Origin of the sequence: Sediminitomix flava, from assembly GCF_003149185.1 — a bacterium.
GTDB classification, from domain to species: Bacteria; Bacteroidota; Bacteroidia; order Cytophagales; family Flammeovirgaceae; genus Sediminitomix; species Sediminitomix flava.
The window spans coordinates 76,104-102,258 of record NZ_QGDO01000004.1 but is presented as its reverse complement, the minus strand read 5'-3'; the positions used below and the strand labels follow the sequence as shown (position 1 = coordinate 102,258).

Sequence of the window (26,155 nt, the reverse complement as noted above, 5' to 3'; positions counted from 1 at the left end):
ACCCTATAAAGTATAGAGTCTCGATGTGTACTATGTTATTATTTTTCTAGACAAGTATTATGCTTCTCCCATTGTTCCACCAAAATTCATGGGAAACTTAGGTGCTTCTTGTGTCCCTTTTACAGGCCCAAACTGCTCTTCATACTTCTTAAGATTATCTTGTAAAGCTCCCAAAAGTCTTTTCGCATGTTCTGGAGTCAAGATTACTCTAGACTTTACTTTTGCCTTTGGTACACCTGGCATCAAGCGGATAAAATCTAATACAAATTCACTGTTTGAGTGTGCAATCATTGCAAGGTTTGCATATACTCCTTCAGCTACTTCTTCAGAAAGTTCTATATTGATTTGGTTCTGCTTATCTTTATTTGGATCGTTTTCCATGATAATTGGTTTTTAGTTTTTACTTCAAATACAAATTAAAAAGTTTGATCGGGAATCCTACGATCTAATTCTAATCTTTATTCAGATTCTCTTTTTATGATATAAGTAGCTAACTGCTCTTCTGAGGTGTACATTTCCACAATAAGAGGGTTCACTAATTTTATAATCATAGGAGGTACTTCCTCTTCTATTTCAGGAGATTCATCTTCAATAAAATCTTCCTTATACTTTTCAATCAGTTCTTGTTGCTTCTGATAAGCTGTAATAAGTTTATCTACAGGAATATTATGTTCTCTGTGCAAATAAAGAAGTCTGCTTTCATCAGCCGCTAAAAGATCTTTACCTATTAAAAATTGGGCAAGTTCATCACTCAAGAAGCTTTTACCTGCTATTGGTTTTTCGTTTTCGTTTAGTTTTGAAGTCATAATTTCTATGTTATGGTCTTTTACCTTTTATACAATTCTTATTCTAAATACCATCTATCAACTAGGAGAACATCAAATCTGTTTAGGAAGTGCGTTTTTTATAAAACACCCTTTTTACCCAATTCGGAAGAACAATAGCACCGAAGATCAGATATGCATAGTATGTAAACAGACGCCAGAATAGAGCCACGACAAGTACTAAACCAGGAGCTGTGAAGAACTCATCAAAGAAACTTTGGAAGAAATATTCAGCAGTACCAGAGCTACCAGGCGTAGGCGAAATCAGCATCACAATCCACATGATTATTTGACGAGCAAATATAATGGCTTGTTGATACCAATCATCCCAGTTTCCTTGAGTGAGGTCTACGTGTAAGAATGCATTGATAAGGCAATTCAGCATCAAATAACGAGCAGACCAAATCACTAAAGTAGAAATCACTGCTTTTAACCAATAGCTTATTTTTTGTCCTCTCAGTTGTTCCGATGCGATAATCATGTCATTTCCACTCTGAACAGCACTTTCTCTCCATCTTGTCAGAAATGGCAAAGAGGTAAGACCAATCAAAATACGTTTGAATGCTTTTGGTGCAAAGAAAAGTGCTCCACCCATAAATAGGGTATAGATGGCGATAAGAGACACACTAACTAAGAAAATCTGCTCTAAATTCAATTGATAACCCATAAGCATCATACTATGATTATTATCTGGGAAAATATCTGTTCCCATAAATAGTATGACCAAAGTAGAGGCTACAACAAAAAAGAGGTTGTCAAGCACTGCAGTGAGCATGACATAAGCGATTGATTTTCCGAAAGGAATTTTCTCTTTATTAAGAATGAAAACAGCGACAGCAGTACCTCCAACAACGGAAGGAGTGACAGCAGAAGCAAATTCCCATAGAATGATGACATAAAAACTAGCGACCCAATTGAGGTGCTTGTGGGTGAGATTACGGATTCGGTACATATAGCCAAAGTCTCTGAGGAATAGGACTAAAACGGCAAAAATGACCCACCAAATATTCACATTGATGATATTCTCTTTAATCTTTTCAAAATCTTCAGCGGAGATGTCTTTTGAACTGCTATAAAATAGATACACCATCACTGCAAGCCCCACTAAAATAGGAATGACAATTTTACGAGGGCTCAACTCTTTGAGCATTTTCTCAGATTTCTGATCCATTGAAGTTTCTGATTTTAAGGTCCATTACAGACCAGAATTACTTTTGCTTAGAATATTCAATCAATTAAATCGAAAAATAAGACTTTGAACGGTAAAAAGATAAAGCTTCACTAAAAATTCAGTTAGGATTCACTTTATCTCATTACTTCAATCGCAATATCTTGATTGCTTGCACCGCCTTGCTCAAGGTAGTTTTTCTCTTTAATAACCTCTTCTTGCTGAAGACTATCTTCAGGGGGAATGGAACAGGCATAACCTAAAGCGAGAAATAATGTAAAATAAAAAATTCGGGTCATCCGTATTCGGTTTAATGACTTAGATCTAATCTATGCAAATGTAAAAAGGTCTCACTTGATTTTAAAAGGATATGACCTACATTTGTGATATCCTAACATTTAGAGGACAGATTCAATTTAAAAATCAGGCACTTTCATGTTAAATATACGCAGACCAAGAAGAAATCGTAAATCAGCAGCTATTCGTGATATGGTTGCAGAAAATAGCGTTTCGGTAAATGACCTAATTTATCCGCTATTCTTGATTGAAGGAGATGGCGAAGAAAAAGTAGAAGTAAGCTCGATGCCAGGTATTTTTCGTCATACCCTAAGAAGCTTATTGAAAGAAATCGAAGAGTCTTTAGCCTTAGGTATCCGTACATTTTGTCTTTTCCCTGCCATCGATGATGCAAAGAAAGATAAAATGGCAACTGAAAGCTGGAATCATGAAGGACTTTACCTTACAGCAATCAGAGAGATGAAAACAAAGTTTCCAGAAGCTTGTATCATGACAGATGTGGCTATGGATCCATATAGTTCAGACGGTCATGATGGAATCGTAAAAGACGGTGAAATCTTAAATGATGAAACGCTTGAAGTTCTAGGTAAAATGGCTGTAGCACAAGCGGAAGCTGGAGCCGATATCATCGGACCTTCAGATATGATGGACGGTAGAATTGGCTACATCAGAGAAGCACTAGACGAAAATGGCTTCACAAATGTATCGATCATGTCTTATACTGCTAAGTATGCTAGTGCATTCTATGGACCTTTCCGTGATGCCTTAGACTCAGCTCCAAAATCAGGAGATAAAAAGACGTACCAGATGGACCCTGCCAATGTAACTGAAGCTATGATTGAGGCTGAATTGGACTATCAAGAAGGAGCAGACTTCATGATGGTAAAACCAGGACTCCCATATTTGGATGTAATCAGAGCATTGAAAGAGAGTTTCGATATTCCGATCACAGCTTACAACGTGAGTGGCGAATATGCAATGATTAAAGCTGCAGCTGAAAAAGGTTGGTTAGACGGTGAAAAATGTATGGTAGAAATGCTTTTGAGCTTTAAGAGAGCTGGAGCAGATGCTATTCTTACTTACTTCGCAAAAGAGTTTGCCCAACTCCAACAAAAGTAATTCTTTTCTACATCGATAGATAATTAAGCTCCGTTCCGAAAGGTTCGGAGCTTTTTTGTGTTAAGACTTGTAAATGAATCAAGTATAAATAAGCGATTATGTGTAACATGGGTTACATAACTCATATATATTGATATGATTATTTGTTCATAAGTATTGAGGTCACGTATATTTGTATCACTAACAAACAAAAACACTGTTTTACACAATTATCTAACAAAGAGATGAAAAAGCAAAGAATCATAGTCGTAGGTGGACTTTCAGCAGGACCTTCAGCAGCTGCAAAAGCAAGAAGAGTAAATGAAGATGCTGAAATTATTCTTTTTGAAAAAACAGCAAATATCAGTTATGCCACTTGTGGTATTCCTTATGCACTTTCAGGAAAAATTAAAGACAGAGATAAATTGATGGTTGTAAAGCCTGCATTGCTTGAAAACCGTTTTGGCATAGAGGTGAAGTTGAATGAAGCAGTAAACGAAATTATTCCTGAAGAGAAAAAAGTGCTTACTGCAAAAGGAGAATACCATTACGATAAATTGATTTTTGCTACAGGAGGACATTCTATACTTCCTCCAATCGAGAATCTTGATAAAACAGACAATTGGGCATTTGCCAAGACAATCGAAGATTTTGATAGAGTTTATACTTCAGGTGTTCTTGAAAAAGTAAATAAAATCACGATTGTAGGGGCTGGTCTTATAGGACTTGAAACAGCTGAAAACTTATTATTGAAAGGAAAACAAGTAACTGTTGTTGAAGCAGGTCCTCAAATATTAGGTCCTTGGGATAGCAAGTTTGCTACTATGGGACAAAAGGTTCTTACAGAAGGTGGTGTAGACCTAAAATTGAATACAATGGTTCAAAGTATTGACCCAGAAACTCAAAACATCAATTTGAGTGATGGAACTGTACTTGAATCTGAATATATGATTATCGGAATTAGCGTACGTCCTAACACAGAGATGCTAACGGCTAAAGGTGCTGAATATATTGGAAATGGCGCATTAGTGGTGAATGAGCGTATGGAAACAACGCTTCCAGATATCTATGCGGCAGGTGACTGTGCGAGTATTCCGAACCAAATCACAGACGAACATGCTTGGTTCCCATTAGGAACTCACTCCAACAAAGGAGGGCGAACAGCTGGTGCAAATGCGGCTGGTGGCAACGAGACTTTCAAAGGAGCCTATGGAACGACTATCATGCAATTGTTTGACTATACGATTGCTAGAACAGGTATGGGACCAAAGGCACTAAAAGCGAAAAATATGCCTTTCCATTCTACGCTAATCATCAGTGGAACAACACCAGGTTTTTATCCAGATCCTAAAGATATGGTCTTGGAAATTTACTTTGACCCGACAACCAAAAGAATTTATGGTGCAGAAGGTTTCGGTGAAAGAGGTGTCGATAAACGTATTGATGTACTTGCTACAGCAATCTATGCGAAATTGACCATTGAAGATCTTCCAAATATTGATTTCGCTTATGCGCCTCCTTATTCTCCAGCAAAAGACCCTGTGGCAGTAGCTGGCTATGTGGCAGCAAATAGCATGAATGGTAAGCACAAAGAAGTTTCAGTAACTGAAGCTGCAGAAATCTTTGGTAATGGTAGTGATATCCAAATCTTGGATGTGCGTAATCCGAAAGAACTAGAGATGAAAGGCAAAGTAGAAAACTCTATCAATATTCCTCTAGATCAATTGAGAGAACGCATGGAAGAGCTTGACCCAGCTAAACCAACTTATGTTTATTGTGCAAAAGGACTTAGAGGGTATTTAGCTTCTCTAATACTTACTCACAATGGTTTTGAGGATGTATCAAACATTGCTGGTGGATTCACGATGTGGGATGCTGTCAATAATTAAGAAATAGGATTTGCAGAAATATAAAAGACTTGTTTTTCTCCGATATAGAGAAGAGCAAGTCTTTCTTTTTGACTAAAGCGTTGTAGATAGCTTTATTCAATCGACAGTTCTGTATTGAGCAGGACTCATGCCTGTTTTTGATTTGAAAAGTTTACTGAAATGTTGAGGGTACTCGAAGCCCAAATCATATGCAATCTGACTTACAGAATTTTGAGAACCCAGTAACATAGTTTTAGCGCGATTGAGCAAGAAATTATAAATATGTTCTTGAGCACTTTTACCTGTTTCCTTTCTCAAAAGATCACTAAGGTAATGCGAAGACATATTCAATTCTGTTGCACAGTATTTTACATTTGGGACACCTAAATCTAGCTGCTTTTCTGACTGATAATATTCCTTTAGCAATTGTTCAAATTGTGAAATAGCATCTTTATTGAGGTTGGTACGGGTATAAAACTGTCGATCAAAATATCGGGTACAGTATCTCAATATCATTTCTATGTTGGCAATGATTAATTCTTGACTATGCCTATCAATGTTTTGATTGTATTCATCCTCAATTTTAAGTACGAGTTCTGTTAAGCTTCTTCGTTCAATTTCTGAAAGGTGAAGCGCTTCATGAACATCATAGGAAAAGAAGGAATAATTATCAATTTGTTGTCCTAGTGCAGATTTCCGAATGAGGTCTGGATGAAAGAATAATGACCAACCTTCTTCACTTTCGACTCCTTCATTTTCATCGTAAGTCATAGATTGAAAAGGTTTGGAGAAAATCATGGTTCCTTCTTGAAAATCATATTTGTTTCTTCCATAGGTTATAGAACCTTGTATACCTCTTTTCAAACTGATTTGATACAAATCTAGCACATACGTGGCATCACCGTAGTTGTAATTTGAGAGTGCTCTCATAGGAATGACTGTGATGAGCGGATGTTTTGGTTTTTCTAAGCCCAAAGCATCATGGATCTGTGTGACAGTTTCTATTTCTATGATATTTCCCATCCTGTTTCTTGATCTAAATATTCATTATTCAGCAGCTTTTTTGAGATCTTCGGCGAGTCTTTGGTAGGCTTTCTCAACGGCCTTCGGACTCCAAAATGGAACCCCAATTCCTCTATAATCTTCATGGATAGTGAGCTTTGTACCTCCATCTTTTTCTTCTAAAATATATTTATGGTCAAAAGTGAGGATTCCAGACATCCCACCGCCTTGGTTGAGTAGTTTATTGGTCTCAATTTTTTTGACTTTTGAAGGAATTTCATATTTATTTTTTTCATCTTGGTGGAATTCATAGGTAACTGTATTTCCTTCTTTCAAGTCTCCTTTTAGCGGAATCATGACGGTGTTCCAATCTTTATACTTGGCAGTATTCATGAGTATGCCCCAAACTTTATCGGGCTTGGCATTGATGAAAACTTCAGCATTTGCCGATTTTCTCCCTATGAGAAAGAGAACAATGATGACAGCGAAGAATAGACCAATAAATAACATCCATTTTGATTTTAGAAGATCCATGATTTTTTGAGTTGGTATTAAATTATTTTACAGATACTTTCCAAACCAAGTGCGTATCTTTTCTGGATTTTTTCCTAGCCAATCATAGGCCGCTCCTCTTTTCTTTTCAAGGTCTAATATCAACATTTCTTTTTCGACGGTTAAGCTATCAAAATATTGTTGGACCATATCAAGATTTGTCATCGGGTCGTTTTGATTTTGAATGACTAAAGTCGGAACAGAAATATCTTTGACATATGGCAAGAAAGAGTCTCCGGTAAGACTTACATTTCGTTCTTTTTTGTTGTATTTGTTACCACTATTGACCAAGAATGAAGGTAGACCCAATGCTTTTACAAAGTAATCATATGTAAGCGGTTGTACGGCTATCATAGTTTTGACTTTTGGATTGGCTTTTAGTTCTGCTTCCAAACCAAAGGCAAAAGTACTAGATGCTGCTCCCATGCAGATACTCAAAAGTCCGATGGAGGCATCACTATATTGCTCATGATTAGAAATGAAGTTGACAGCAGCTACTACATCTTTTCGTTCTTCTAAGCCCCAAGTGACCCAAGGTGTTTTTCCTTTGCCACTATTGCCATGATTTCTCAGGTCATACATCAAGAGAGAATAACCCTCTTCTACTAGGTATTTGGCTTGGTTCAAGAAATGAATATCGCTTGTCCAAAGGGCATTTTTCATCATTCCTTTCCCTTCTTGCGTAAATCCACAGCGAGAGCATTGTACTCCAAAATGAGATTGGATGATGACTTTGTCTGTGCTTCCCTTGACCAGCCATCCTGAGAGTGTAACGCCATCACTTGTTTTGAAAGTTACATCTTCGTAGTCTAATCCGAATTGATCAGGCGTTTCAAAAACAGGTGATTTTCCGGGTTTGATCATTAGATCTGAGATTGCTTTTCCAAACATGATTTCTTAGTTGTTTTGTGGTAATACAAAGTTACTTTAGATTTCATTTTCAGATGTATACATGTTGAAGTAGAATGTATACATCTTGAAGGGATTAGCTTAATTTTCTAAGCCCGTAAGTTTTCGGCTTAATGCGACGAGTTTTTTAGCATCGTCCATATCTCTTGCATGCGGATTGGGAGAGGTCATTGGCCAACCTCCTTTTCGACACTCCTTATCTCGATAAAGCACACTGTGTTGGCTAAAATAGGCTCCTGAATGCTTTGGTGCATCATCTGACAATAGACAATGGAGAGAGGTTTGTGCGGATTCTTCATTACTATTTGTAATGTAGTTTTGGAAGGGAGATAGAACGATTCTTACTGCTTTCATCATTAAGCCATTTCCTCCAAAATTACTTCTGGCCCAACCTGGGTGAATCGATGCCGTAGAAACGCCAGTATCTTTTAGTCTTTCGGCCAATTCCATAGCATAAAGGTTTGCGGCTACTTTTGCTTCACAGTAAGCGTCAATTCCATTGTATTTACGCTTTTTCCAATCAATGTCGTCGAAATGGATTTTGTATCTATTTTTAGGGCTACCTGCATGTCCTACAGAAGATAATATTCCGACTCTGGCAGGGGCGCTTTTTTTCAGAATATCTAATAGCAGTTCAGTTAGAAGGAAGTGACCGAAATAACTAACACCTATAGACATTTCAAGGCCGTCTTTGGTGTATTTAGCTTCTTTGTCTTGAAAAATAGCTCCAGCATTACACATCAGCCCATTGAGGTGGTCATGTTTATTCAGGAATTGTTCACTAAACTTTCGGATAGATTGTAAATCGGCAAAATCCACCTTCATGACCTCATAGCTTCCTTTTGCATCGCTAAAAGCTTTTGCTTTTTCTTCGCCGTCATCTACTCTTCTGCATGCCATTATTACATGCGCTCCTTGTTTGACCAATTGCTTGGTTGTTTCTAATCCTACTCCAGAATTTGCACCTGTAACGATGTAAATATTTCCGCTAAGATCTTTTTCAAGTGTTTTTTTATCACACCAAATTACATTCTTGTTTGCCATCTAGTTATGCTTTAGTATTTAAACTCTTGCCACTTCCTTTGATCAGAGATTTAATTTTTTGTAGAGAAAATTTATAGTTGGATTACAATTTTATGCTTTTGGTAATAATAGCTCATCTAGCTTCTCAATGAATTGCTGACGTGGCATTGAGTCTATCATACCTTTGAGCATTTCTGCATCGGCTCCTACAATGTTGTGTACAGGAGTTTCTGTTGTAGCACATTCATAGATTTTATCTGCTACTTCTTGAGGATCGGCTACCTGACCACTTTGTTTTTGCATTTGTGCTACTACAGTGTGAAAATGAGCGCCAATTTTGGTCGCACTTTCTCTGATTTCATCATCGCCGCCTTCAAAGTTATTGTCACTAGCATTTACAAAGTTTGTCCCGAAAGCTCCCGGAGCAATTGCTTTTACTTGAATACCAAAAGGTCTGTATTCCATAGCCATAGATTCTGTAAGACCTTCTACAGCCCATTTGGAAGCCGAATAAGTAGAAGTTAAGGTCAAGCCCATATATCCTGCCATTGAAGTGATATTGATGACTGTACCACTCTTTTGTTTACGCATATGTGGCAATACTTCACGGCAAACACGCATGACACCAAATACATTGGTTTCAAACATGTCGTAAATTTGTTCTTCGGAAAATTGCTCTAAGAAAGAGTGTCCGCCGTAGCCAGCATTGTTAACGAGTACATCGATTTTTCCGAATTTTTCAATTCCTTCATTGACGGCCTGTGTTACACTTTCTTGGTTGGTGACATCAAGGCGACTTACAAGTACATTTTCTAATTGATTGAGTTCATTTTCTTTTTCAGGGGAACGCATAGTAGCAATTACATTCCATCCTTCACGCTGAAATGTTTTAGCAGCTAGTTTACCAAATCCTGAGCTTGATCCTGTGATTAAAACTGTCTTATTCATGGTTAAATAATTTTCGGTTTCTGTATTTATTTTAAGAACAATACAAAGGTCGTCTATTACTTATCCGAGAAAGTATACAAATTGAAGCATATTGTATACATAGTACAGGAGAGGTGGGGAATTAGTATTGAGGATATTTTTAAGCATAAAAAAAGGCTGCTTTCAGTTAAGAAAGCAGCCTTTTTAATTTATAATCTTATTATGTTTTATGCTTTATTCAACCAAGCAGAGAACATCCATACCATTTTCTCTTGAGAAGTGATCAAGTCACTGATAAGAGAAACAGTACCCTCATCACCCATTTCAGCAGCTACCTCAATAGTAGCTCTTTCTAGCTGAAGTAGTGTTTGAAGGTTTCCTAAGATTAGCTCTACAGCTTTTACATCCCCAGTAATATCTTTACCTACTTTTACTTCCGCAATTTTGATGTAGTCTTTATAAGTATGCAAAGGAGAATGTCCTAGTGTAAGGATACGCTCAGCAATGTCATCAACATTTGTATGGGCTTCAGTATATAGTTCTTCAAACTTTACGTGTAACTCGAAGAAGTGAGGGCCTTTAATATTCCAATGAACACCTCTTAAGTTTTGGTAGTATACTTGAAAATTTGCAAGTAAGTTATTCAATTTTTCACTTAGCTCTGCAGTCTTCTTCGTGTTTAGTCCAATCAGGTTTAATCCTTTCATTTTTTGTGTTTTTTAGATTGTTTTTAAATGACTTTACAAAGGTGAGTATTTATCTCGTATAAGTAAAATCGATTCTTTTTATAAAGTTATCAGAAATAACTATAGTTATGTAGTGGATGACTGATTTAGAAGGAATTATTGTTCTGATTAAAGTTAAACATTGAAGCCATTTTTCAATAAAAAAATTGATGAGAATTGTATTAAAAATGCCGCTAAAACTTACGCTTAAGATTTATTAAATAATTTGACGAAAAACTATCACAATAAAGGCTCTCTCATAATCAGTTTACCAATCATGATTGAAGAGGTTAGTGTGATTAAAACTTGCGATAAAACAAAACCTTGCTGCCATTCCAACAAGTAGGAAAGTATGAAAAATCCAAGCACAAGACTTATCGAAAATAGATTCAAACATCTTCGGTAGTAGTTGGCTTGGTCATGAAGTTCTACAGTTTTAGACTTGGCTAAAGAAGCTGCCGCTTCGGTTGTAGATAGGTATTGTTTATTAAATTGATCTCTTAGGCCTTGTTCAGAAATTTTACTTCTCAATAGGTTGTGGAGATAGGTCGAGTTTTTAGTTGTGGTTCTCATGGTTAGTTGGTTTTAATGTTAGGTTTCAATTAATATATACAAATTATTGGATTAATCAAAGAGGTAGTTCTGTGAAATGACAAACTAGATAGTATATTGAAATCGAACTAATTAAACTTTGAAGTATATATAGAAAATGAAAAAGTATCTCTACCTAATCACCTTTTGCCTTATGATAGGTCATGTATCCTGTAAGAAAACAGAAAATAAACCCATAACATATGCAACATTTTCAGATATGCCTTTTTATGAAAAAGAGGACTTGGGAGTGACCTACAATAAACGAGCAACGACTTTCAAAATATGGTCTCCTGTAGCCGAAAAAGTAAAGGTTATCATCTATAACAAAGATATTGGAGGGACTGCTATGGAAGAAGATTTTCTTCAACAAGGAGCTGATGGAGTTTGGTTTTTAGTGTGGGAAGGAGATCATGAAGGGAAATATTACACCTACCAGTTGAAAGTGAATGGAAAATGGCTCGATGAAACACCTGGAATCTACGCTAAAGCTGTAGGCTGTAATGGACATAGAGGGCAGATTGTTGACCTAAAGAAAACCAATCCGAAAGGTTGGAGTAACGATAAAGGTCCTGTTGTAAAGTCTCCGACAGATATGATTATTTACGAACTGCATGTCAGAGATATGACGATCCATCCTTCATCGGGAAGTAAATTTCCTGGGAAATATTTAGGTCTAGCAGAAACAGGAACTATTACGCCCGATAGTAGTAAAACAGGAATAGACCATTTGAAAGAATTAGGGATTACACATGTTCATATCCTTCCTGCTTTTGACTATAAGTCTATTGATGAAAGTAAACTAGATCAACCACAATTCAATTGGGGGTATGATCCTCAAAATTATAATGCACCAGAAGGTTCTTATGCTACAGACCCTCATAATGGAGCAACTCGCATCAAAGAATTCAAAGAGATGGTCAAAGCTTTCCATGAAAATGGAATCGGAGTAATCATGGATGTTGTCTACAATCACACTTTTGATGCTGGTAAATCTAGTTTTAACCAAGAAGTACCAAAATATTATTACAGACTAAATGCGGATAGCACTTATTCAGATGCTTCTGCCTGTGGAAATGAAACGGCTTCAGATTTGCCAATGATGCGAAAATACATGGTTGAATCAATCGCTTATTGGGCTGAAGAATATCACATAGATGGTTTCCGTTTTGACCTCATGGGTATTCATGATGTGGAAACAATGAATGATATTGCAAAGAAACTGAAAAGTATAAATCCTTCTAGTTTTGTGTACGGTGAAGGATGGACAGCGTCAGATAGCCCACTTCCAATTGGAGAAAGAGCAATTAAAGCCAATGTACCCAAACTTGTGAATGTAGCTGCCTTCTCAGATGATATGAGAGATGGTGTTAAAGGTTCTTGGTCTGGACATAAAGAAAAGGGCTTTGTTTCTGGCAAAAGTGGAATGGATGAAAGTGTTAAATTCGGAATTGTGGCATCTACCCAACATGAACAGATTGATTATGAAAAAGTAAACTATTCGGATACTGCTTGGGCAAATGAGCCTACACAAACGATTAATTATGTTTCTTGCCATGATAATCATACGCTTTATGACAAGCTCAAAGAATCGAATGAAAAAGCTTCTGAAAAGCAGATAAAAGCAATGCATAAATTAGCTAATGCAATTATTCTGACTTCACAAGGTGTCCCATTTTTACATGCTGGAGTAGAAATGCTTCGTACAAAATATGGTGTTGAAAATTCCTATAACAGTCCTGATTCTATCAATCAGATTCATTGGGACTGGAAAGAAACGAATAAAGACACATTCGATTACTACAAAGGTCTGATTGAAGTTCGTAAAGCACATCCTGCTTTCAGAATGCCGACTACAGCTATGATTCAGAAATATCTGGAGTTTATTCCGACAAAAGATGATTTACTAATCAATTATAGCATTGATGGAAATGCCAACAATGACAAGGCTAGTCGTATTTTGGTTTTCTATAATGGCTCTACACGTTCAAAAAGGGTGAAAGTACCTAAAGGAAAGTGGAAAGTAATTGTAAACCATGAAGCAGCGAATCCTGATGGAATAAAAGATATAAAAGGAGGAACGCATACCATAAATGCTAGTTCGGCTCTAATATTAACACAAGAAGAAGAGTCAAAATAAGAAAATAATGTATCAGCCCTAAGTTTATCAAAAGCTTAGGGCTTTTCATTTTTAGAGACTTATAGCTATAAAGGGAAGTATTAAACTTAGATTTTTTAAAGTATGAAATAAGGAATGAATAGGTTAATTTAGGTTCTAAATATCTCAGCCTATGAAAGCAAATCTGTATCTATTTATCTGTATGTGTATAGGGTTCGCTTGTACAAAACAAGCCTACAAAATCGTGACAGATAATGAGTATGAATTGGTAGAGGAAGAAAAAACATTGGTCAAACAGACCATAAAAAAGGTAAACAAAAGCGATGGTAGAGCAGTAGCTGTACTCACCAAATATTACAATTATAACAATGACCTAAGAGTCAAATTACTGACAGGTCTTACCAAAGAACAAGGTCTATCGGATTTTCAATTGGATAGTCTTTATTATGACGAACAAGGAAATACCATCAGAAAAGTAAATTTTCTATTTAAAAAAGGACGTTGGGTAAAAGCTTCAATCCTAGAAAAGAAATACGATGATAAGCAACAGCTGATTTATGAAAGTAAAGAAGGGGCAAAAGGAATTCTTATAGTCAAAAATGAAAAATATCATCGTTATAATCTTGAGGGGAAATTGATTTCAACCTCTGAAATGGAATGTACGCCTACTACAGGTTGTGATTCACTTTCTAAAGTTGAATATGTGTATTCTACTCAAGAACAACCAGATACTGTATTTAATTATATCTGGAAAGAAGATAATTGGAAACTCGTTTCTGAATAGTTTATACGTCATATAACATCATAGTTTTATGGCATTTTTTATATCTATACTCATTTTTTGTTGCTGCAAAATCATTGATTATCGCGTCTACAGATAACTTTTTAAAGAGTGCACCATGTTGTTAATTATTGTAAAGTTAAAATTTCACGGATAAGTTATTTTTTTATTAATTTTTCGAGATCATAGTTAAAAGATTTAGTGGAAGGGTTTATTTTTTTTAGCTCATGGAGGTATTACCTACAAATTTTTATAGAAGTGAGGAGTTAGATTTATTGAAGTCGTATTATGATTCTTTTCTTGATGAAGAATCAAGACGACTCAAAACAATATTGCTAGAAGGCGAAGTAGGAAGTGGAAAGACAGACTTACTGAATCGCTTCTTTGAGCATATCAGTTACACCTCCAAATATGTGAGTGTTTGTAGTGCCGAATATTACAATGTTCCGTATTATCCTTTTCGAGAAATCATTGCTTCAGCAATCAATGACCTCGTAGTACAACTAGATCAAAATGAAAGACAACATCTTTCTGACCAACTTTTTGAAACCATAGGATTAGGCTTTTTTATTCTTGAAGAATACATTCCTGAGTTAAGTCTATTGGTAGAAAATGCTCCTCTTCAGAAGAAAAAAACGATTCAAGTACTTCTAGAAAACCGTTTACCATATCTCTTTTTAGAAATGTGTAAACTCATTCTAAGTTATATCAATGGTCCAATTTTCTTATTCTTTGAAGATGTCCAATATATGGATCAATCAAGTTTGTATCTGTTGAGGTACTTGCTAAAAGAGTTGAAAGATTTTCCATTATTTATTGCACTTGTCTATGATACTCACGGAGGCGATGAGTTTTCAGAATTCAGAATATTTACCTCTGATCTGACTTTTGAAAATTCCGAAATTCCCTTAGTTTCTATTGAGCCACTTAGTGAAGAAGTTTCAGAGCAAATCATTCAAGATGAGCTAAAAGAAGGCTATTGTGGGAAAAAACTCAGTCGTCTGATCTTCGAAGAATCAAAAGGAAATTTACATGCTTTAGTTTCTGTTGTTCATAACCTGCAGGTCGGAAATGGTATTTGGTTAGAAGATGGCGTATGGCATGCAGATAGCCTTTCATTTCATTCACTCATTGAAAAAAAATACAAGGAAGAGCAGTGGGATTTGATTTGGAATTCACTCTCTGAACAAGATAGATTACTAATGACAGCTCTTACTTTACGTAAGACGGTTAGTTTGAAAGATATTCGAGGGATTTTAGATGATATTCCTACAGAGGAAATCGAAGATTGTTTGGGGGATTGGTTACAACTCCAAATCATCAAGAAAGACAAAAATCAGATTCTTTTTAAAGAACTGTCTATAGCCGAGTTTTTTAGTTCTAAAATAGAGCCTGAAGCATATTTTGGAATGGCTTACAGATTAGGGCAATACTACATCTCGAAATATAAAAAGAAAGAAAACTTTCAAGACCTTACTTTAGCGGTACGTTACTTGGGAAAGGCTTCTGCGAATTTGACAAATGAAAATGATCTGATTGAGGTGATTCAGTATCAGTGTGTCATTGCAGAAAAGTCTAAACAGAACCAAGAGTACCAAACCGCAATTGATTATTATAACCTAGCCATAGAGTTGTTAGGTGAATTAAGCCGTGACTCCAAAAAGGAATTTCAATTCGATATAGTTCTTCAAAAAGCTATTTGTGAGTATTACTTAGGGAATTATGAACTTGCAGATCAACTTTTAGATAATCTCTTTGAACATAGCCATACACTTCATCAGCGTATCCGAATTTTTAGGGAAAAGATATCGATCAATACCCATATCGGTCGTTTGCAGAAGGCGAAGGAGTTGGTAAAATATGCTTTGTTGGAGTTGGGTGTCAAAATTGAAGAAAACCTCGGTACACTAAAAGAAAAACTCAAACAAGATGAGAAAAACTTACCGGTCAGAATTCATGAACGTTTGCTCAATCAGCATACGGAAAGTCGTAAAATGACTCCTAGAGAGCATAGTATTTTAGAGATTCTTTATATAGGGGGTATTTCTCTGAATTATGCTTCTAATGATCTGATGAAGTGGCAGAGTTTGAAAATTCTTAGAATTGGTCTTCAAAGTGAATTTTCTAAATACACATCGTTAGCACTCGTGACCTATGGTCGTTTGCTGATGGCTGAGCCTGATAAAATGGAGATGGGCTTTCAGATTGGAGAAACGGGTATTTACCTCAATCAGAAAATAGGAAGTAACACCTTACACACAAGAGTGATGGGGGTGTATGCTTTTTATATTCATTTCTGGAAAAAGAATTTTCATACGGCATTACCTTTCTTAGAGCGAGGAATAGAGAATTACAAAGAAAATGGTGATTTGTATGGGAAGTTTATTCTTCAAACACATCATTTCAATATCCATTTCCTGATGGGGGAAAATCTGGATATTTTAGAGAGGAAAAGTAAAGAACTTCTACAGGCAAAAAGTGAAAGTTTCACCTCTTATATTCTAGATTGTCACATAGCACTTATTGCTTTTCTTAAAGGTAAAAAGACAGATATTTCTCTCTTGAAAAGTGAAGTTCCTAATTTGGTGAACTCCTATAGTGAGGAAGAGAATTTCTATAGAAATTATGCCGAAGGGAAAGCAGCATTTTTATTAGGTGAATATCATAGAGCAGCCGAATTCTTTGAGTTAGCCATTGGAAGAGCTGTTCTGCACCTCAGTTCTCCTCTTTACCCCGAAGTCATTTTCTATGAGTTTATGGCGGTAAGTTACTTATACAGAAAAGGAGAAAATAGGGTAGAATTGCTTCTGCGATTGCATAAGGCTTTGGAACATTATAAGAAATGGACAGCCTTCAATCCAAATATGTTTAAGATACGCTACTGCCTTATGAAGACCGTGCTTGAATGGGTAACGGACAGAAGCGAAGCAGATGAATTGCCGTACATTGAGAATATTTGGAAAGAAATTGATCAGCCAGTAGAGCAAGTGCTGATCACAACATTTCTGATGCGTAAAGCACTTGAAGAACAGAAGCTCGATGAAGCGAAGGCTTACTATAAAGAGACATTAAACTTTTACGAGAGGTGGGGAGCTGTTGCTGTCGTTCAATTTTTTAGACAACAATATAATTTTCTGAATGAAGATAGGGATATATTTCCTCCCGAGAACTTATCGATTCTGTTTCAGTCAAGATTGATTGTTGGTCTAGACCTTGATCAAGTTTTGCAAAACTTATTGTTGCTCAGTATGAATTCGGCTGCAGCAGATCGAATTTCGATTTTACTTCAAAAGAATGGAGCAACCTATGAATTAGGGCGAGCCAATCTTTTAGACTTTTCGATTCAAACTTTTGGTAAGAAGAGACCTTTACAAAAAGAAGATTTCGATATTACGGCATTACAATACAGTATTCGGACAAATAGAAGTGTTTTTGCTAGTTATGAGACGCTTAAAAACAATCAGCGTCCGATGGTGAAATCGCTAAGTTGTATTCCTGCAAGAACGATTGATGGGAATGTATTGATTGCATATTTTGAAAATACCTTTGAGACAAATGTCTTCCGTGAATCTGTAGTAAGTGCATTTGAAGGTTTTACGAGACAAGCTGTTCTTTCGCTAAGTAACGCTCTTATTCATACAAGTTTATTGAACGTCAATAAAGAATTAAATAAGCAGATTATAGAGAAAGATGAATTACACAAGTTGATGGATACTCAAAAGTCTGAGTATATGGCAAGAGTAATTCAAGCGCAAGAAAAAGAGCGTCTTCGTATAGCCCAAGATTTACACGATAGCGTAGGAGGTTTACTCTCTGCTACTAGAATGAGCTTGCAGCATACCATGGAGGCTTTACCCGAGGAAAGACAAGATGATGGCTCAAAAGTAATTAGTCTTTTGGATAAGACTGTAGGAGAAGTACGTCAGATTTCACATCATATGATGCCTCCAGTTCTTAAAAGGTTTGGCTTTTTAGCAGCTTTACAAGATCTTGTAGAAACTTTGAATACATCTACCAATTTAGATATCTCATTATCGATTTGGGGAGATGATACTTTTTTGGATGTAGATGATAGAGTAAACCTCTATCGTATTTGTCAAGAAATCCTTCAGAATATCATCAAATATGCCAAGGCTGAAAGCATCTTGATTCAGTTTACTGCACACGCATCTGACCTAAACATGATTATAGAAGATGATGGAATAGGCTTTGATTATGAAAATGTGCAAAAAGGAATGGGATTTGAGAATATTAATTTTAGAGTAGAAATGCTTAAAGGGAATTTCCATGTAGAAAGTATTCTTGGAAAAGGGAGTAGTTTTATCATAGAAATTCCGCTGGTAACCAAATAAACAATACTAATAACAAAGTTGAAAACCGATTAAATTCACTGAACCATGAAAACAAAACTACTAATTGTTGACGATCATAAAATGTTTATCCAAGGAATTCGCTCTCTTCTAGAAGGAGAAGAATCTATTGAGATAGTAGGGGAAGCCTTTAATGGAATTGAAGCGGTCAATTTCGTAAAAGGAAATGAAGTAGATATCTTAATCATGGATGTGAATATGCCTGAGATGGATGGGATTGAAGCAACTGAACAAATCTTAAAGTTAAAACCAAACACAAAGATCATAGCACTCTCTATGCATAATGAGAAGCGATTCATTGCAAATATGATGAAGAAAGGTGCTCATGGCTATGTGCTTAAAAATACAGAGAAGGAGGAGTTGATTGAGGCGATACATACGGTAATCAATGATGATAACTATCTGTCAAAAGAAGCTTCGGATGTATTATTATCTACTTATCTGAAACGCTCTAAAATGGCTCTGATGACAGAAACCTTGTCGGATAGAGAAGTAGATGTATTGAAAGAAATAGCAAGTGGGTTTACAACGAATGAAATTGCAGATCGTTTGTTTATCACTAAAAATACAGTAGAGACTCATCGAAAGAATTTACTCTTGAAATTGCAGGCAAGAAATACAGCTGAACTAGTAAATATAGCTTTTAGAAAAGGAATTATTAGTTAGAAGTGAAATGAGGGGATATTCTTAAATCCCTTTTTTCAGTGATAAAATAATTTTTAAAAATAAGCTCTTTTGTATTAAGCGGTTAATACGTTTGGAGAAAGAATGTGGCGCATCATTAAATTACTATAACCGTAAATCAAAGAGTTATATGAAGCTAATCGCAGATAGTGGCTCGACGAAGACAGACTGGATTTTATTAGGGGATGATGGAAGTGATCAATTTCAGACAGTGGGACTCAATCCTTATTTTTTAAACCAACAGGAGATCGTTGAGCGTATAATTGAAGGAGTATCAAATAATATAAATCACGGGAGACAGATCTCGTCCGTACATTTTTACGGAGCAGGCTGTGGACTAAAAGAAAAGCAAGACTTTGTACAGAGTGCAATTAGTCAAGCAATTCCTGAGGTAGACTCAATAGAAGTAGCAAGTGATATGCTTGGTGCAGCAAGAAGTTTATTTCAAGGAGAAAAAGGTATCGCTTGTATCTTAGGGACAGGAGCAAACTCTTGTGTTTATGATGGGAGTAAAATTATAGATAACGTGCCATCTCTCGGTTATGTGCTAGCTGATTGGGGAAGCGGAGCTGTGATTGGTCGTGAATTTATCTCGGCAATTCTTTTGAGAAAGTTTTCCAAAGAGTTGGTGCAAGCATTTTATGACCGCTATCAGTTTACGCATGTGCAGTTAATGGAGCGTATCTATGGAGGTCGTTTTCCTAACCGCTTTTTAGCTTCTTTTCTGCCATTTCTAGTAGAATGGAAAGATGATGAGTTATGCCGAGCAATACTGGAAGACAATTTTGAGAAGTTTGTAGAATACTACATACTTAGTTATCAAGAGGAAATTAAAGATATGAAAGTAAAATGTGTAGGTTCTGTAGCTTACCATTTTAGAGAGATATTAGAAAGTGTTGCAAATCAAAAAGGGGTTGAACTAGTCTATGTTTCAAAAAGCCCTATTCAAGATTTGACTGCATTTCATAGAGACTAAATCAGAGTGTTTAGTAAGTATATTGTAGACAAACTTATAGTGAGTAATTAATTAATTGTATGGGATTATTGGATGCCTTGAGGGTTTTACCTTCAAGGCATTTTTTTGTTTTAAATGCAGAATGTTAGGTGGTTAACTGAAAGTAGGGGATATTCTATAATCACTGAAAACAGGGAGGTTATACTTACACTTATTAACAAAATTGAATTTGTAACAACGCATAATACTTTATATAGTTTTTCACTTAATTCCAAAAATTAACATGAGGGCATTTTTTATCTCATTACTGCTATTGCTCGTAAGCAGTGGAGTATGGGCCCAAGAACGTTTCATCTCAGGTTCGATCACTGATTCTGAAAATGAAGTTGTAATTGGCGCAAATATTTTACTTAAAGGAACATCTGTAGGTACAACTGTAGGTATTGATGGTACTTTTAAGCTCTTAATTCCTTCTGATGTTACAAATCCTGTATTAGCTATTTCAGCTGTTGGATATGTAGATCAAGAAATTTCAGTAGGCAATCAAACAAAATTTGATATTGTTTTACAGATTGATGTAGAACAACTAGAAGAAGTTGTAGTCATTGGTTATGGTGTTCAGAAGAAAAGTGACTTGACTGGAGCAGTATCTAGTGTTAAAGCATCAGATCTTCAAGGACAAGCTGTAGGAAACGCAGCCGCTATGCTTCAAGGTAGAGCGTCAGGTGTACAAGTGACTCAGGTATCAGGTCAGCCAGGAACTGGTTTGTCGGTTCGTGTTCGTGGTACAGGTACTGTAAATAACTCTGAGCCTTTATATGTAGTAGATGGTATTTTTATGGATAATATATCTCATATCAATGATGCTGATATAGAGAGTATGGAGGTTCTAAAAGATGCTTCAGCAACTGCTATTTATGGTTCTAGAGGTGCGAATGGTGTTGTTTTGGTGACAACTAAATCAGGTACTTCTTCAGACTTACAAGTAAATGTTGATTTACAGTCAGGTATACAGAATGCTTGGAGTCAACCAAACTTGATGAATTCTCAAGACTATTTGTCAGCTTATAATACGGCGCAGTCTAATGCAAATACGTTTACAGGTACTACAAACTATCCAGCTCTTGATACAAGCTTTGATTTCATCGATCCTTCAAAAACAACTGATTGGTTCGATGCTGTAACAAGAACTGGAGTTATATATAAGGCTAATGTGAACTTATCGAAGTCTTCAGAGACAGTAAGTACATTGTTTAGTGTTGGGTATTTTGAGAACGAAGGTATTATTAATAATACAGACTATGAGCGAATCAATGCTCGTTTTAAGTCAAATTATACTTTGAGTTCAAGAATAAAGGCTGGAGTAAATGTTGCTTTGGCAAACTCATCTCAAAATGGGCTTAAAACAGATTACTTTAATGGTGTTTTAGTTGCAGCTCAGCGTATTGACCCTTTGACTCCTGTAAAATATAACGGAGAATGGGCGTCAACTCCTTATTCTGACCAAAGAAACCCTGTAGCAGCAATGGAAAGAGAGGTTCGTGAAACTTCATCTTTGATTTTGAACTCTAATGCGTATTTGACAATTGAGCCAATCAAAGGTTTAATATTTAAATCATCTTTGAGTAACTCTCTTTCAAACGGAAAATCTAAGACATACTTGCCTGCATATAAGTATTTAGGTAATGATGAGCTAGTAACGAATAGCCTGTCTAAAAGGTATTCAAATACAAATGAATGGTTACTTGAGAATACACTAACCTATACGAAAGCAATTGGGAAACATAGTTTAGCACTATTAGCTGGTGTGACATCTCAAAGTGATGTATATGAGTTTATGTCTGCAAGTAGAAATAATTTACCTGGAGATATTGAAGAGCTTCAATATTTGAACGCATCAACTGATTTGGAAAGTACTGAGGCTTTTAACTCTGGTACTGAAGTGAAAATGTCTTCGTATTTAGGACGTTTGAATTATAGTTTTGATGATCGTTATTTATTGACTGCATCTTTCCGTCGTGATGGATCTTCAGTTTTTGGACCAAATAACCGTTATGGTACTTTCCCATCGGCAGCCTTGGCTTGGAAACTAAGAAATGAGTCTTATATGGATTTCTTACCAAAAGAATTGGTAAGTACATTGAAAGTACGTGCAGGTTGGGGTATTGTTGGTAATGCGAATATTACGCCATACTCTTATACGGCTACAGTACAAGCATCTGAGAGACTATTGGAGTATAGTTATGTAATTGGAGGATCAGAGCAACCAGGAGCAGCTCCTGTTACTTTGGCCAATCCAAATATCAAATGGGAAGAAGTTGAGTCTTCAAATATTGGTATCGACGTAGGTTTCTTGGATGATAAGCTTACTTTAACTGCTGACTATTTCGTGAAGACGACAAATGATATGTTGGTAAGAGTTCCAATCCCATCTTATTCGGGATATGTATCTGACCCTTACACAAATGCTGGTATCATTGAGAATAAAGGATTCGAGATCGACCTAGGTTACAAAGGACAAATTGGTTCTGACTTCAAATACTCTGTAAATGTGAATCTTTCTTCAATCAAAAATGAAGTAATCGAATTAGGTTCTGACAATCCAATTACGGCAGGGTATGTAGCACTAATCAATACAGATGTTACAAGAACTGAAGCAGGAGGAGCCGTTGGTCAATTCTTTGGTTATGAAGTTGAAGGAGTATTCCAATCTCAAGAAGAAGCAGATAATAGTGCGCAAGCTGGAGAAGGTGTAGGAGCTGGAGATTTTAAATTTAAAGATCAATTGACTGTAGATACAAATGGCGATGGTATCCCTGATGAAGCGGATGGTGTGATCAATGGAGATGATAGAACGCTTATAGGTAACCCTAACCCAGATTTATTCTATGGTATCAACTTGGGAATGAGCTATAAAAGATGGGATGCAACATTCTTCTTCCAAGGTGTACAAGGTGGTGATTTGTTTAATGCTTTCAAGTACTACAACTATGCAACGCATAAGAATTATGCCCTTACAAATGACTATAAGGATCATTGGACTGCGCAAAATGGAAGCAATGAATTATTTGGCTTAAACTCTGCTACAGTTGAGCAAAACTTGAGACCTTCTGATTTTTATGTAGAAGACGGGTCTTACCTAAGATTGAAAAACATGCAGATTGGGTATACGTTCCCAGAAAATGCAATAAAGGGAGTTAAGAACCTAAGACTTTACTTCTCAGGCCAAAACTTGTTTACAATCACTAAATACACAGGACTAGACCCAGAAGTTGGTGGACTAGGAACTGGAAGTGGTGGTACACTTAATCAAGGAGTTGATTACGGTAGATATCCTCAAAGTAGAGTTCTATCAATTGGAGCTAATGTAACATTCTAATCTAGGTTTTACCAATGAAAAAATTATTCAATATACTCGTGTTGGGACTAGGTTTAGCTAGTTTCAATAGCTGTTCAGATGAGTTTCTTGATACAACTAAGATCGGGGAACAAGCTGAAGATAGTTTCTATTCAACAGATACAGACTTAATCAAAGCATCAAATGCGCTTTATTCTCCACTTTGGGAGTATCATTACAACTGGGGACGCCATACACATGGTAACTCTTCTACTGATGATGGTCTTGATAGAGAAGATTTGGGCTACCATGAATTTACCTATAATTCTACTCATTTCCTTTTAACTTATAATTGGAGATATAATTATAGAGGAATCTTGATCGCGAATAAACTGATTGAGAATGTAGAAGGTGTTGAGATTTCTGGTGTTGATACTGATCTACAAAAAAGAGTGGTGGCTGAGGCAAAATTTGCAAGAGCTTATTATCACTATGATTTAGTGAAAAAATTTGGAGAAGTTCCTGTAGTAGATCATCCACTTTTGGTTGATGAATTTGATCTTCCTCGTTCTAAAGTATCTGAAGTACTTGCTTTCATCGAAAATGATCTGATAGAAGCAAAAGCAGATTTACCAGTGAAATCAGCGTTAGGAGGTGAGTATGGTAGAGCAACTAAAGGAGCTGCTTTAGCACTGTTGGTTAAAGCATCAATCATGCAAGCTAGTCCAGGTTATAGTGACCTTGAGTTCTATAACAAAGGAAAATACAGTGATGCAATGGATTATGCAGAAGAACTATTTGGTTTAGGTGAGTACAGTCTAGCAACAGGAAATTATCACGACATCTTTACTGAAGATGGAGAGAATGGTTCAGGGTCAATCTTTGAGGTGCAGTTCTATGACTCTCCAAAAGATGACGGAGCATTTACGAACAATGGTAACTTTGCAACATTCTTGAATATGCCTTGGTTTGGTGGTGGAGCTCCTTACGGACGTTACCAATCTACTTATGACCTTTATTTAGCGTTTGAAGATGGAGACCCTCGTAGAGAAGCATCTGTAATTAACATGGCTAAATATGCAGATATCTGGTTATTGGATGGTGAAGAAGTAACTGAAGTAGCTCAGAACTTGACAAACTTCTACAACTTCAAACATTATATGAGTAAAGAGAGGTTTATGGATTTAGGTAACTTCACGAACTCACCAATTAATGAAAGAATCTTTCGCCTTTCAGATATTTACTTAAACTATGCTGAAGCAGCCTTGGAAACAGGTGATGCAGCTACTGCATTGCAGTATGTAAATATGGTACGTGAAAGAGCAAGAGGTGAAGGAGCTATTCCGGCAGACTTGACTTCTGTAACAATTGATGATATTTATCAAGAAAGACGAGTGGAGTTATGTAACGAAGGTCATAGATGGCATGATTTGGCACGTACAGGAAGACTTGAGCAAGAGCTGAAAGTAGATGGATATTTACAGAAAGCTGATGTAGTAAGAGATGTTGACGGAGGATATATTATTTCTGAAAATGGAGATGCAGTATTTAAAGCAAATAATATTGTAGAAAGTAAACATCGATTCTACCCAATCCCTCAGAGTGAAGTAGATAATGCAGGACTTACTCAAATGTATGGTTGGTAATTCTCCTTATTTATAAATGACAAAAAGCCCTTTTCAGTAATGGAAAGGGCTTTTTTTATTGATTAGAAAGAAGTTAAATATGGCTGTCTAACCTAATACTTAACCAATCTTGATAATGCTCACCTAAAGAAAGTGATATTTTATAATCACTGAATACAGGGATCGTCCCTGTTCTATGATTAACAAAATTTACAAATATTTCACATGAGCTAAACACAAACGATCAATTTTGGGGCTTTATAAAAGACCTAGCAAATAAACCTCATGTGTAATGCACTTTATACCAATAAATGAACAAGGCATCTGTATGCCACTTTTGTTAAACATTATAATTCACTTTTTATGGCGTTACATCGAATTACTAAAGGGCTTTTTAAATATGCCCTCATCATACCTCTAATGATGGGGATGATAGCCTGTGAAGACGACTCTGAAACTTCACTAAAACTAGCTGTTGGTTTTGAAGAAACTAGCTTAGAATTAAAAGAACAAGCAAGCTTACCTGTAAAATTACCTATTCGTATTACCGGAAGAAATGAAGTAAGTGGAGATGTTACAATCTCTTATGAAGTTCAAGGAGCTGGATGGGATAGTAGATTGAGAGACATGAACAATGGACAGGTTGTTCTTACTGAAGAGCAATTTGTGACGTACGTAGAGCTTTACAGTATTGATAATGCAGTATTGGATGACGACGCTGAGTTTAGCGTAGCGATTACTGCTGTCAATAATGGAAGTGCGAGCCTAGCAATTGGTGGCGATTATGATAGCCAATCTGCAATGGTTAAAATTTTGAATAACGATATCGAAGGTCAATTCAATCCATGTACACAACTGGGTAACCAAATTTTTGGATCTCAAAAGGCAATGCGTTTTGAAGATACAGCATTTGGAGGGACATACAGTGGAGATGTAGTTATCGATGTAGAAGCTCCAGATAATTGGGATTCTGAAGATAAGTGTACACGTCTTAAGTTAAGTGGTGATCTAATTAATTACGGTGGTAGAGATGATAGTATGGAGATCGTAATTAATGAAGAAGATGGAACAGTTGAAATTCCAGCACAATATTTAGGCGAGGGTTCATTTGGACATATCTGGATTAAATCTGAGACTCCAGGTACTTATAATGCTACAGAAGGTACAATTGAAGTAAAAGTATTGTACGTAGATAGTGCTTCTGCTAGTGATACAGCAGAGACAGCTAACTTTGCTTATACAGCTACTCTAATAGTCGGTTAATCAACTTTTTATTTGTAGTGAGTGACGATTTTAGTCA

At 36.2% G+C, this 26,155-nt stretch carries 21 protein-coding genes; 10 read left to right on the top strand and 11 right to left on the bottom strand.

The features are described from left to right. Nucleotides 1-57: 57 nt before the first annotated feature. The 4 genes from BC781_RS15950 to BC781_RS25505 form a co-directional block, all read right to left on the bottom strand. Nucleotides 58-381: a DUF3467 domain-containing protein gene (locus tag BC781_RS15950; protein ID WP_211323847.1), complete on the bottom strand. Its 324-nt coding sequence runs from the start codon at nt 379-381 to the stop codon at nt 58-60. A 77-nt stretch (nt 382-458) separates the two neighbouring features. Next, nucleotides 459-806: a hypothetical protein gene (locus BC781_RS15945; RefSeq protein WP_109619587.1), complete on the bottom strand. Its 348-nt coding sequence runs from the start codon at nt 804-806 to the stop codon at nt 459-461. An 82-nt stretch (nt 807-888) separates the two neighbouring features. Then, complete coding sequence (locus BC781_RS15940; protein ID WP_109619585.1) at nt 889-1,995, bottom strand: lysylphosphatidylglycerol synthase transmembrane domain-containing protein; 1,107 nt, start codon at nt 1,993-1,995, stop codon at nt 889-891. Between the two features lie 134 nt (nt 1,996-2,129). Further along, nucleotides 2,130-2,291, bottom strand: coding sequence for a hypothetical protein (locus BC781_RS25505; protein ID WP_158281501.1), 162 nt, complete (start codon nt 2,289-2,291; stop codon nt 2,130-2,132). A gap of 136 nt (nt 2,292-2,427) precedes the next feature. Between BC781_RS25505 and hemB the strand changes: the two genes are divergently transcribed. Together hemB and BC781_RS15930 are read left to right on the top strand one after the other, a co-directional pair. Then, nucleotides 2,428-3,408: a porphobilinogen synthase gene (gene hemB, locus BC781_RS15935; protein ID WP_109619583.1), complete on the top strand. Its 981-nt coding sequence runs from the start codon at nt 2,428-2,430 to the stop codon at nt 3,406-3,408. 224 nt (nt 3,409-3,632) lie between these two features. Continuing rightward, entirely contained in the window at nt 3,633-5,276 is a 1,644-nt protein-coding gene (locus BC781_RS15930) for an FAD-dependent oxidoreductase (protein ID WP_109619581.1), read from the top strand. Nucleotides 5,277-5,372: 96 nt separating this feature from the next. Here BC781_RS15930 and BC781_RS15925 read toward each other — a convergent pair whose 3' ends face one another. The 7 genes from BC781_RS15925 to BC781_RS15895 form a co-directional block, all read right to left on the bottom strand. Beyond that, nucleotides 5,373-6,278: a helix-turn-helix domain-containing protein gene (locus BC781_RS15925; RefSeq protein ID WP_109619579.1), complete on the bottom strand. Its 906-nt coding sequence runs from the start codon at nt 6,276-6,278 to the stop codon at nt 5,373-5,375. Nucleotides 6,279-6,302: 24 nt separating this feature from the next. Then, nucleotides 6,303-6,791 (bottom strand): SRPBCC domain-containing protein, encoded by a 489-nt coding sequence (locus BC781_RS15920; protein WP_109619577.1) that lies wholly within the window; start codon nt 6,789-6,791, stop codon nt 6,303-6,305. 27 nt (nt 6,792-6,818) lie between these two features. Further along, the gene (locus tag BC781_RS15915; RefSeq protein WP_109619575.1) at nt 6,819-7,700 is read right to left on the bottom strand and encodes an alpha/beta hydrolase; all 882 of its coding nucleotides are present in this window, start codon (nt 7,698-7,700) and stop codon (nt 6,819-6,821) included. A 99-nt stretch (nt 7,701-7,799) separates the two neighbouring features. Beyond that, the gene (locus BC781_RS15910; RefSeq protein WP_109619572.1) at nt 7,800-8,762 is read right to left on the bottom strand and encodes an SDR family NAD(P)-dependent oxidoreductase; all 963 of its coding nucleotides are present in this window, start codon (nt 8,760-8,762) and stop codon (nt 7,800-7,802) included. A gap of 90 nt (nt 8,763-8,852) precedes the next feature. Next, nucleotides 8,853-9,689 (bottom strand): SDR family oxidoreductase, encoded by an 837-nt coding sequence (locus BC781_RS15905; RefSeq protein ID WP_109619570.1) that lies wholly within the window; start codon nt 9,687-9,689, stop codon nt 8,853-8,855. Between the two features lie 206 nt (nt 9,690-9,895). Next, a complete protein-coding gene (locus BC781_RS15900) occupies nt 9,896-10,375 on the bottom strand; it encodes a Dps family protein (protein WP_109619568.1) in 480 nt (159 codons plus the stop codon). A gap of 258 nt (nt 10,376-10,633) precedes the next feature. Beyond that, nucleotides 10,634-10,966 (bottom strand): hypothetical protein, encoded by a 333-nt coding sequence (locus BC781_RS15895; RefSeq protein WP_109619566.1) that lies wholly within the window; start codon nt 10,964-10,966, stop codon nt 10,634-10,636. 136 nt (nt 10,967-11,102) lie between these two features. On the opposite strand from BC781_RS15895, the gene pulA reads away from it, so the two are divergent. From pulA to BC781_RS15855, 8 genes are all read left to right on the top strand, one after another. Then, the gene (pulA, locus tag BC781_RS15890; protein WP_109619565.1) at nt 11,103-13,124 is read left to right on the top strand and encodes a type I pullulanase; all 2,022 of its coding nucleotides are present in this window, start codon (nt 11,103-11,105) and stop codon (nt 13,122-13,124) included. A gap of 151 nt (nt 13,125-13,275) precedes the next feature. After that, nucleotides 13,276-13,887, top strand: coding sequence for a hypothetical protein (locus tag BC781_RS15885; RefSeq protein WP_146201707.1), 612 nt, complete (start codon nt 13,276-13,278; stop codon nt 13,885-13,887). 224 nt (nt 13,888-14,111) lie between these two features. Beyond that, on the top strand, nt 14,112-18,236 hold the full coding sequence (locus BC781_RS15880; protein ID WP_109619561.1) for an AAA family ATPase: 4,125 nt from the start codon (nt 14,112-14,114) through the stop codon (nt 18,234-18,236). Nucleotides 18,237-18,281: 45 nt separating this feature from the next. Continuing rightward, a complete protein-coding gene (locus BC781_RS15875; protein WP_109619559.1) occupies nt 18,282-18,920 on the top strand; it encodes a response regulator transcription factor in 639 nt (212 codons plus the stop codon). A 148-nt stretch (nt 18,921-19,068) separates the two neighbouring features. Then, nucleotides 19,069-19,914: a BadF/BadG/BcrA/BcrD ATPase family protein gene (locus tag BC781_RS15870; protein ID WP_109619557.1), complete on the top strand. Its 846-nt coding sequence runs from the start codon at nt 19,069-19,071 to the stop codon at nt 19,912-19,914. Between the two features lie 262 nt (nt 19,915-20,176). Beyond that, nucleotides 20,177-23,272: a SusC/RagA family TonB-linked outer membrane protein gene (locus BC781_RS15865; protein ID WP_109619555.1), complete on the top strand. Its 3,096-nt coding sequence runs from the start codon at nt 20,177-20,179 to the stop codon at nt 23,270-23,272. A 14-nt stretch (nt 23,273-23,286) separates the two neighbouring features. Then, entirely contained in the window at nt 23,287-24,876 is a 1,590-nt protein-coding gene (locus BC781_RS15860) for a RagB/SusD family nutrient uptake outer membrane protein (RefSeq protein ID WP_109619553.1), read from the top strand. Between the two features lie 342 nt (nt 24,877-25,218). Beyond that, nucleotides 25,219-26,118 (top strand): hypothetical protein, encoded by a 900-nt coding sequence (locus BC781_RS15855; RefSeq protein WP_109619551.1) that lies wholly within the window; start codon nt 25,219-25,221, stop codon nt 26,116-26,118. Nucleotides 26,119-26,155 lie beyond the last annotated feature (37 nt).